Genomic DNA, 7,580 nt, shown 5'->3' on the forward strand with positions numbered 1-7,580 from the left:
GACTCCTCGGGGCTCGTTGCGGGCGCGGTGGCTTCGGAAGAGGCGGCGACGGGCGTTGCTCCCTCCGCTGCGGTCGGGGATTCGGCAGCGGGTCGCGGCGCCGGCTCCTCCGTCGGAGCGGATGCGCTGTCTTCAGACGCGGCCTTGCGCTTCGTTGCGCGGGCCTTGGGGGATTGCGCCGTGGCCGGGGCCTCGGTGCGCTCCGATGCGGCTTCGCTGGTGGGCTCCGTGCTGCTCGACGGTGAGGCTTCGGTCGCGGCCGGCTCCACGGCGCTCGCCGGAGGCGTCGAGGGCGCGGGCGCCTCCTCGGCGCTGGAGGAGGGCACGTCGGCCGTGGCCGTGGGAATCGCGGGCGCTGCCTCGGGGGCGGTCTCCGAAGGAGGCGCGCTGGTGGCGCCCTTCTTTGACGTGCGCGCACGCGGCGTCTCGGCCGGGACGGGTGCAGCGGCGGGTGCCTCGGGCTTCGACGTCGCAGCGGGCGCCTTCGCGGCCGGAGCCGCGGGCTTCGACTTCGCCGCAGGCACCTTCGCTTGTGCGACCTGATTGGATTTCGCGGCCGGTCCCTTGGTGGCCAGCGCCGACTTCGCAGCAGGCACCTTTGTCGCCGGGGCCGCCGGCTTCGACTTCGCCGCAGGAGCCTTCGCGGGCTGAGCCGCGGGCTTCGACTTCGCCGCAGGAGCCTTCGCGGGCTGAACCGCCGGCTTCGACTTCGCCGCAGGAGCCTTCGCGGGCTGAACCGCCGGCTTCGACTTCGATGCGGGTGCCTTCGTGGCAGAAGCCGTCGGCTTCGACTTCGCCGCAGGAGCCTTCGCGGGCTGAACCACCGGCTTCGACTTCGCCGCAGGGCCCTTCGCGGGCTGAGCCGCCGGCTTCGACTTCGATGCGGGGGCCTTCGTGGCAGAAGCCGCCGGCTTCGACTTCACGACCGCCGAAGCACCCCGCGCGGGCGTGGCCTTCGTGGCGGGAGCGGCCTTCTTCGCCGCCGCTCCCTTCTTCACCACGGCGGGCGCCTTGCCGGTGGCGGCCTTGCCCACGGGCTTCGCGGCGGCCTTGCCAGGTGCACTGCGGGCGGTGGACTTGCCAGGGGATGCGGAACTGGGGTTCGGACGGCGCTGCGCCATGGCTTCCTCATCGGAGGATCCGAGCGGTCGGCGCCGTCGCCCCTCCGTTCCCGGATGGCTAGTGCAGCCAGGGCCGCACCGCAAGGCGCACGTGAGGAGTTCACGCACCTGCTGTCTGCCGGCCACCGCCACGCCCCGCCGCAGGGGGAAGGAGGAAGCACCCTCGCTGCCGCTCCCTGGCCCCGACCTGGGTCAGGCGGCCTGGGAGGGCCCGCTTCCACCAGGAAACCTTCGCGGCGGATGGCGCTTCAGGGCCTGGGCGCCGGCGGGGGCTTCACGTCGGTGTTCTGCCCCGCGACGATGCGCCACCCCGTGTCGGTGCGCTTCATCACGTACCGCATCTGCGTGCGCAGCAGCCCGTCCTGGGTGTTCTGCACGCCCGGGGGCAGGCCCGAGTGGCCAGTGACCTCATGCACCGTGTCCACCACGGCGATGTCCGGGGTCGGGAAGGTGAGCTTGCGCACGGTCACATTGGCGTGACTGGTCTTGAAGATGCTCGCGAAGATGGCCGCGTGGCGCGTCTCGATCTCCTCGCGGCCCTGGAACACGGTGCCCACGATGTTGATGAAGTCCGCGTCGTCCGTGAAGTCCTGCGTCCAGGCCTTCGCGTCGTGCGCGTTCCAGGCCTGGGTCTGCGTACTCACCAACTGGCGGATGTCCCGGTCGGCCTTGGCGGGGTCGACCGTCGCGCAGCCCACGGACAGGAATGACAGACTCAGGGCCGCCAGGGCGGAAAGCATGGAAGAACGTGTCATGGCGGGCAGTCTGCCATGACACGTCTGCCTGTCCTGCCGAAACAGGGGCGCGGCGGGAATGCCGCGCCTCCGGGCTCAACTAGTCCAGCACGCCGACGGTTTCGGAGCGGTCCACGGCCTCGCCCTTGGTGGTGTAGCCGTTGTACCAGGACGTGTCGTTGGTGCCGGCCTTGTCCTGCTGGAGGTGGGCGTGGGGGCCAGTGGAGTTGCCGGTGGCGCCCTCGTTGCCGACCTGGCAGCGGTCGCACGTGCGGTCATAGGAGTCCGCCGTCTTGATGAAGTGCCACTGGCGGAACGTCCAGCCGCTGGCCCAGACGTGCTTGGCCTCGTTCTGGGTGCCGCTGCCGGTACCGTTGCAGTAGACGCCCGTCTTGCGGATGGTCACGTCCCAGAACACGGAACCCACCACGCCGGTCTCCGCGCCCCAGTAGTTGCAACGGCCGCTGGAGATGTCCACGGCACCGTGGAAGCTGCCGCTCGAGTAATAAGTGGTAGCCGTCACCGTGCCGGGGAAGGGCGACTTCACCGTGTGGGCGCCAGCGATGAGGGGGAGGAGGGTCAGTGCCGCGAGGGACGCCTTCGTCATGTAACGCATCGGATGTTCCTTTCGGGCCGGACTCCCGGCCCTGGGGGGTGAGTGACCGCTGCTACGGAGCCGTTTGCAGCCGCTGCTTCTCCCTCAGGATCAGCTCCCACTCCTGAAGACCCGTGCCGAGCGCGCGAATCCACGCGTCGATTTCCGGTGCCATGCCCGGGTCGATGCCCCGGAGCCGCTGCAGCTCCGGCACCGCGCCCGCGAAACCCAGTTGGGCGATGCTCCGCACCAGTGCCTTGCGCACGCCCGCGTCCCGTTCGCCCCGGTACATGGAGACCAGGGACTCACGCGCCTGCCCCATCTGCTCCGCCGGCACCCCGCCCAGCGCGAGCGCCGCCGACTGGCGCACCTCCGCGGAGTCGTTGCGCAGGAGGCCCTGGAGCTGGCTTGCCGCTTCCGCGCCCAGCTTCTCCGTGTTGAGGGTGCCCAGGATCTTCGCCGTCGCCTTGGGGTCGCGGGACGCCGCCGCCGCCGCCACCGCGGTGTCCGTCGCGGAACCAAGCTGGCCCGCGTAGACGAACTGGTTGTCCTCCGACAGGTTCGTCGCGGCCTCCATGCGCACCTCCGGGGAGGCATCCCGCATCAGGCGCTCGTACAGGTCGCCCGTCTTCTCCAGCGCGCCAGTGCGCCGCATGGCGCGGACCGTGGCGGAGCGCACGGCCGGGTCGCGGTCCTCCAGCGCCCGCTTCGCCACGACCTGCATCGCGCCCACGTCCGCTTCGCGCTCGCTGCGAGCGACGAGCGCCGCCGCCAGGTGCTCCGCCATCGTCGGGTCCTTCTCCCGCTCGAACGCGGCCTGGAGCTCCGCGGCGGGCAGGGTGACGGCGGCTTCACGCAAGAGCGTGCGCAGATAGCGCTGGTAGGCCGGGGACCTGGAGGCAAGGCCCCGGCGGATCTGATCCATCAGCCCTGTCACCGAACAGGTCTCTCCCTCCAGCGCTGGAGGGGTGGACGCGCCCTGCGCGAAGGCCGTGACGGGAAGGAGGGGGACCAGCGCGAACGCCAGCCATCCCAGGGTGCTCTTGCGGAAGGAAGACATGCGGGTCATGGGCATTCCCGGGCCTCAGTCGTGGTGTTCCATGCACGCGAAGGGGTCCTGGTTGGGCAGGCTGTTCCACAGCCGCATGAAGTCCAGGACGCCGCTGGCATAGAGCTGCTCGAAGATGCGGTATTGCTCCTGGAAGCGCGGGTCGATGGCGGCCATCCGGGCCATCACCGGCAGCGCGTCCTTGCCCGCCACGCGCGCGGAGAAGCGGAACAGCGCCCATCTCACGCACACGGACGGCTCCGTGGGGAAGGTCCGGGCGAAGAGCGCCAGCACCTGCTCCTTGTCCTGGGACAGCGACAGGTTGTGCGCCGCCGCGTCCCGCCCGTCGTCGTTGCCTTCACTGGTGAGGATGCGCGTGAAGCGTTCGGTGGAGGCCGCATCCAGCACCGGCGCCGTGTGCATGGGCGTGGACTGCGCCAGGTAGCGGATGTCCTCGTCGGGGGAGTCCGTGGCGATGGTGAGCAGCCGGTCCAGATAGGGCGACGCGTTGCCCGTCCGCTCGAAGTCCTTCTTCATCACACGCGCGACGGTGCGGGTGGCGGCCCAGCCGGCCTCCGCGGAGGCCGGATCCCGAGCGAAGTTCGCCAACTGGTCCAGGACCGCCGGCTCCAGGCGCTTCTGCGAGTCCAGCGCGGACAGCATCCCCGCGCGCCGCCCCGTCTCCAGCTTGGGGTCGAGGCCCGCGGCCATCAACTGCGCGGCGACCTGCGGCTGCTGCACGGCCTCCGAGTCCCGCAGGGCCGACAGGTACACCTGGAACTCCTTGCCCCGGGCGTCGCGCGCCCACCCCAGCACCTCCCGGGCATGCTCCGCGTCGTTGCCGATGAGCTCCGTCAGGCGCTCCTTCAGGTAGTTGCGGACGACGGCATCCCGCGAGGCCAGCAGCGGCGCGGCCCAGTCGCGGAAGGTCGCCACCGTCACCTGGTCGTTGAAGCGCTCCAGGTCCCGCCAGCATGTCCCGGACTCGAAGCGCCGGGGCGCCGAGTCCGCCTCCATGCCCTCCGTGGTGTCTCCGCGCGCACGGCCCGAGCCACCCCGGGAGGCCGTGCCCTGGCGGGAGCCTTCCGCCGGGGCCTCCCGCTTGGGGCCACCCGCTTCAGTCCCCTCGCCCCGGGAGAGCAGCGCCGCCCCGGCCAGCAGGACGACCAGTCCGAGTCCTGCCGCGATCACCGGCTTGCGCCAGCGCGGGGGGCCTTCTCCGGAGGAGGCGGAGGGAGGGGAGGAGTCTGGGGGCATGGCAGGCTGGCCGAGGAAAAAGGGTCTTCCCCATTTAGTCCCGGAATTTCCCGGCAGACCAGTACAAACCGACCAGAACGTATTTTTTTATAAGATTACGAAAATCGGGGCGGACTCCGGGTGGGGGACGGCGGGCTCAGGGGTCCCAGCGCACGCGGTAGGAGCAGGCGTGTCCGTCGAAATTGAAGGGTTCGACGCGCGGATGCTTCGCTCCGGCGCGGGTGAGTCCGGCTTCGATGATGCCCATCAGGTAGCCCGGGTTGCCGTTGCACTCGCTGACCCTGATGGTGTGGTTGGCGCGGCCGTGGGTGATGAGTTCGGTCTTCAGGTAGTTGTTCACGGTGGCGAAGCTCTCCTGCATGCGGGAGAGGACGCGGTCGGGACCGAAGATGGGCCACAGGGACACGAGCGCCTTGCCCAGCAGGGTGTGCTCCATGCCGGTGATGATGCCCACGCCGAGCTGCCGGTAGCCCTCCTGCGCGTCCATGCCCGGGTACAGGTGCCGCGCGGTGATGCTCAGCGCCTGGGCGAAGACGCTGCGGGGCGTGTGGTGCGGAATCTTCACGTCCAGGTCCAGGCCGATGGCGCGCAACTGCTCCTTGAGCTCCGGCGTGAGGCGCTTGCCCACGGAGCGCAGGAAGAGCCCTTCGATGGCATGGCGGTAGACGATCTCTTCGCTCAACGCGGCACCCTCTGTCGCTGGATGTGAACGAGCATCGCTGGAATGGCCCTGCGATGCACACGCGCGCAGGGTGCGGGCGACACGGCCGCGTGCTCCTCAATCCCTCTCTGGATCCAATACCTTCGAGTGTCGTCTCCCCTCACCGTCCGTTGCCCTGCAGTTCCTTCAGGGGAGGCCCCAATGGGTGAACGGTTTCTGACTCAAAAGTCATGAGGATCACTCCACTCGAAGTCTTCCGGAGTCAGTCGCTCTGCGGATATTAATGACTCATTCATTCGGTCGATGATGTCTTGAAGAGCTTCAAATTCCGTTCGGCCAAGGCCCGCGAGCCAATCGGGCTCCCCGGCTTTGTTTTTCACGCACACATTGGGCATCGCCAGGAAATCGCCCAATCCGCGCTCCAGAACTTTAACTTTGTATTTTGTGCCGGGGATGCGGCGGTCTTGCATTTCATAAATGTTGGCAATCCTGGAAATGCTTGCTCCGCCATGCAACGTGATTGTTCTCCAGTTCATCTCCTGAATCTCCTATCGAGCTCCGAATGAGATGCAGGTACCTGCTGCCCACCCGACGCCAAAACTGATCAGTCTGCTTCTCTGAGGATCCAAAACCATGGCTTCGCTGATTTTGCCTCCCTCAACGCAAGCCAGGGATTTTTGTTCGGAGTGTACCGAAAAGACTGAATGATCCTCCGGCACCGCTCTGCTAGTCGCCTTTACTCCAGTCGCCGGGATCTACAGAAAACTCATGCTTCGCCTGGCGCATTGCTTCCTCAATGCTTGGGTGCCAAGTGTCGGCTATGTACTGTCCCTGGGCGCTCAAGCGAATCAAATAGAAGGCTCCCTCCTCCTGGTTGATTTCGAGTGATGCAACTTCTGCTCCCTTTGTCTGGTTTTTGAATCTATCTACTGGGGCTGTGATTTTCATGGAGTCAATGGGACGTGATCGTTTTCAATGACATTTCCAAACGGATCCAGTGCTTCGATACGCCCATGGGGGTAGGCTCTATTCCGGTGTCCTCCAAGATCTCCGTCGGTCAACCGAACCTGTCGTAAACTGTCGTTGGACCTGTACACGCCTGAAGCCGTCAGGTCAGCACGAACCGCTCATCCGGCTGGAGGGCCGGGGGCAACGGCTCTCCGGCCAACTCCAGCACCGCGCGCTCGACATGGCGGGTGAGCGCGTCCAGGGGCAGGTCGTTGGGCTCCGTGCCGAACGGGTCCTCCAGCTCCGCCGTCACGGTGTCGAGCGCGATGAAGGTGTACGAGATGAAGACGGACACCAGGGGGGTGGCCCAGCCCAGGCCTCCCGCCAGCGCGAACGGCAGCAGCAGGCTGTAGAGATACACCGTGCGGTGCAACATCACGCTGTACACGTAGGGAATTGGCGTCGCGGCGATGCGTTCGCAGCCACCGAGGACCTCCGACAGGCGATTCAGGTTCTCATCGAGCGACGTGACCAGCAGGTCGCTCAGGCGCCCCTGGCGGCGCTGCTCCGAAAGCCACTCCGCCAATCCCATCAACACCCGTGCTGGACGGTGCTCCGCGCGGAGCACGTGTTCGCGCACGCCGCTGGAGAGCGTCGTCACGTCGGCCTGCGTCTGTCGCAGTTGATGGTTCAGCGTCAGGGCCAGCGCGCTGAGCCGATCGCACACGCCGCGCCGCTCGTCCCGCGTGAGCGCGGGCGTGGGCAGGGTGAGCGCCTGCCGCGTGAAGGAGCGCGACACGATGACCAGCGACCCCCACAGCTTGCGCCCCTCCCAGAAGCGGTCGTACGCCGTGCTGTTGCGAAACCCCAGGAAGATGGCCAGCGCGACGCCCACCAACCCCAGCGGCCCGGGCTCCAGGCGGAAGGACGGAGGTCCCATCGCCACCACGAGGCACGAGAGCGCCAGGAAGAAGCCCAGCCGCCACAAGATGCGCGGCACCACCGAGCCCCTCCAGACGAACAGCATGCGGAGCCAGTGCAGGCGCGGGCGGACGATCATGGCGCCCCTCTAACACGTCCTCCCTTCGCCCCTCGGGCCCCGGCATGAGACCCGGGACGGGCATGCAGCAGCCGCCGTTCTGATACCGCCGGGTGTGGATGCGAAGCAGGGCCTGACGCAATTCGTCCGGGGCGTTTGACCCGTTTTACCGGGTCC

Annotated in this window: 9 protein-coding genes; all 9 read right to left on the reverse strand. The window is 67.8% G+C overall.

All coding sequences use genetic code 11. The annotated features are described in order from the left end of the window. Positions 1-1,121: transcriptional regulator (locus tag D7V88_RS42745; protein WP_147449014.1), on the reverse strand; the 1,121-nt coding region annotated here is incomplete at its 3' end. A gap of 248 nt (positions 1,122-1,369) precedes the next feature. Then, positions 1,370-1,861, reverse strand: a complete 492-nt coding sequence (locus D7V88_RS36355; protein WP_244238580.1) for an SgcJ/EcaC family oxidoreductase — start codon at positions 1,859-1,861, stop codon at positions 1,370-1,372. Positions 1,862-1,955: 94 nt separating this feature from the next. Beyond that, entirely contained in the window at positions 1,956-2,471 is a 516-nt protein-coding gene (locus tag D7V88_RS36360; protein WP_120545176.1) for a hypothetical protein, read from the reverse strand. Between the two features lie 52 nt (positions 2,472-2,523). After that, the gene (locus D7V88_RS36365; protein WP_120545180.1) at positions 2,524-3,519 is read right to left on the reverse strand and encodes a HEAT repeat domain-containing protein; all 996 of its coding nucleotides are present in this window, start codon (positions 3,517-3,519) and stop codon (positions 2,524-2,526) included. 15 nt (positions 3,520-3,534) lie between these two features. Then, entirely contained in the window at positions 3,535-4,689 is a 1,155-nt protein-coding gene (locus tag D7V88_RS36370) for a hypothetical protein (RefSeq protein WP_120545177.1), read from the reverse strand. Between the two features lie 202 nt (positions 4,690-4,891). Then, positions 4,892-5,437, reverse strand: coding sequence for a DUF2378 family protein (locus D7V88_RS36375; protein WP_120545178.1), 546 nt, complete (start codon positions 5,435-5,437; stop codon positions 4,892-4,894). A gap of 200 nt (positions 5,438-5,637) precedes the next feature. After that, a complete protein-coding gene (locus D7V88_RS42750) occupies positions 5,638-5,952 on the reverse strand; it encodes a hypothetical protein (protein ID WP_147449015.1) in 315 nt (104 codons plus the stop codon). 190 nt (positions 5,953-6,142) lie between these two features. Further along, complete coding sequence (locus tag D7V88_RS42755) at positions 6,143-6,364, reverse strand: hypothetical protein (protein WP_147449016.1); 222 nt, start codon at positions 6,362-6,364, stop codon at positions 6,143-6,145. A gap of 160 nt (positions 6,365-6,524) precedes the next feature. After that, positions 6,525-7,424, reverse strand: coding sequence for a bestrophin family protein (locus tag D7V88_RS36380; RefSeq protein WP_120545179.1), 900 nt, complete (start codon positions 7,422-7,424; stop codon positions 6,525-6,527). Between the last annotated feature and the right edge of the window lie 156 nt (positions 7,425-7,580).

It is taken from the genome of Corallococcus terminator (assembly GCF_003611635.1).
GTDB classification, from domain to species: Bacteria; Myxococcota; Myxococcia; order Myxococcales; family Myxococcaceae; genus Corallococcus; species Corallococcus terminator.